The 2,094-nt window shown below is 50.8% G+C and carries 2 protein-coding genes; one reads left to right on the top strand and one right to left on the bottom strand.

What is annotated here, in order from left to right:
• A partial coding sequence (locus tag V6D20_06795) for a hypothetical protein (protein HEY9815492.1) occupies positions 1-276 on the bottom strand: 276 nt, incomplete at its 3' end.
• Positions 277-1,073: 797 nt separating this feature from the next.
• On the opposite strand from V6D20_06795, the gene V6D20_06800 reads away from it, so the two are divergent.
• A complete protein-coding gene (locus tag V6D20_06800; GenBank protein ID HEY9815493.1) occupies positions 1,074-1,613 on the top strand; it encodes a hypothetical protein in 540 nt (179 codons plus the stop codon).
• Positions 1,614-2,094: the final 481 nt, after the last annotated feature.

The raw sequence follows: 2,094 nt of genomic DNA on the forward strand, positions 1-2,094 counted from the left end.
GACTACCCCCGCCCCGCTCTGTATGGAGGTCAGCGAGTCTTTAGAAGCAACGGAATCTCCGAGGAGCACTGTAGTACCGGCGTCAGCTTCTGCAGACCTGAGAAGGAACACCAAAATAATGACCCAAAGTGGCGGCGAGGATGGATCTTCTGCGGAGCTAAAATCTAGCCAGTCAAAGGGCGGTAACGAAGGCGAGCCCAATGGTGGTGCCAGCGACGGCAACAAGGACAACTCTGCAGCAGCAACAACGGCAACACAGGCAGCAGGAGACAACAAGGAATCCCCTTCAGTTGCAGGAGCAACCGATCAGGGAGCTGATCAAGACGACAAGAAAGAAGGGGGACTGTCTCCAACTCCTCAGCCACAGTCAAATTCATATTTGCAGGGATACCCTGCTCATCTAACCCCTCAGCCTGGTGCAGGCTATTATGTAGGTTATGGTCAGTCGCAAGTTACACCAGAACCACCTTCACCAGCTGGTCCAGGACCAACTGTCTATGATATGGGATCTTTTTTCCAACAACCTGCAGGTTTTGCGCCTCATAATAGCCCTTTTGGTGTTCCCCAGACTCCTCTTTCGCCAAGGGGGAGTGGTGGCATGGGCGGGATCCCTCCAGCTTCACCTTTGTTTCCACGAGTTTCCACTGCGTCTGGAGCAGGTCTAATGCCAACAGGAGCAGGAATTGAACAACGTCCAGGTGCCCCTCCCAGTCCTTCCGTTCCTTACCTATCCCCTCCGCTTGGTCCGAATACCATGTATCAGAATTACCCAGTCAATGGAATGGGTCATGGTGACTCTCCCGATGGTGGCGATATGTCAGGTTGGGGTGACAGGTAAGTTTAGTTTTGAAAACATTTTGTTGTTGAAGTCTTTTGGGTTTGTCTTTATATTTTTGATTCAAGTATACTGACTGAGCCACCCTTGCATTTCATGCTACTTTGTTCTTCGATGATGTAGAAACCATCAAAATTCTTTCCAGCAAGGTTCGCCACAAGTTAATGCTCAAGGGTTGCCCGTCCCCTATATGACAGGCGTCGGCCGTGGAGGGCGATCGTATTCTTTTGAAGAAACCATGCTGCCTCCTTCCGCTGCAGGACAAGACCAGCAAGGCAATCCGGCTTACTCTCCCTCACCTTATGGTCACAACCAGAATGGTGAGGGGGGTTCAGGAGGAACACTGTTTGCGCACCAACAACCATGGGGATATGCTGGAGGACCAGGTGATATGTACGGGACACCAGCTTCCCCTCTGCAGCCACGTCCAGCAGCACAAATGCCGGTCTACCCCGGGCAAATGGGCGGCGGAATGAGACAAATGGGGCTTTACGGACAATACTATCCGGCAACATCGCCTGGACCTCCCATTCAAACCACCGACTCCAATAAGGGACCTGATGGCGCAAATCTGTTCATTTTTCACATACCCAACCACTTCACAAATCTCGATATGTACAATCTATTCTGTGCGTACGGAAATCTGTTGAGTGTTCGCATCATGGTGGAAAAGGACACTGGTCGAAGCCGTGGATTTGGTTTTGTCTCATATGATGCCCCTGCATCGGCAGCCCTTGCCATAAAAGAGCTGAACGGTTTTGCTGTAAGTTTGATTTAATGGTGCTGGTGATAAATGAATACGAGAATTCCATTGTTTACAGCACAGTTCCCGAGCTTGCTTGGCTGACATTATTTTTTGATTTGTCTTGCACGTCACTAGATTGGTAACAAGCGATTGAAGGTACAACACAAACAGATAAGACCATCTGATCAACAAAGAGATAACGCTCAAGGGTGGGGAGATGGAGCATTCCAGCGAGAGGCATATGGTTCTCATCTTCCGCCCTCGGGCCCCATGGCGGCCCAGAATATGCCCCCGTCATCACCGTGGTATGACGCCCAGAAAGAAGCTCCCCATTCAAATGTACCAGGCGGAGAAGATGGAACTGGAGAAGTTCACCCCGATAGTGCATCGCGTTCGCCTGGACCAGAAGGGACGAGCGATCCCGTTACTCTTGGACAAGGAGATGGAATGAATCCCTTATCAAATCTCGAACCTCTACGGGACGCACTGCCACACGAGTAGGCTGTTGGTAGAC

The organism is Candidatus Obscuribacterales bacterium, assembly GCA_036703605.1.
Taxonomy (GTDB): domain Bacteria; phylum Cyanobacteriota; class Cyanobacteriia; order RECH01; family RECH01; genus RECH01.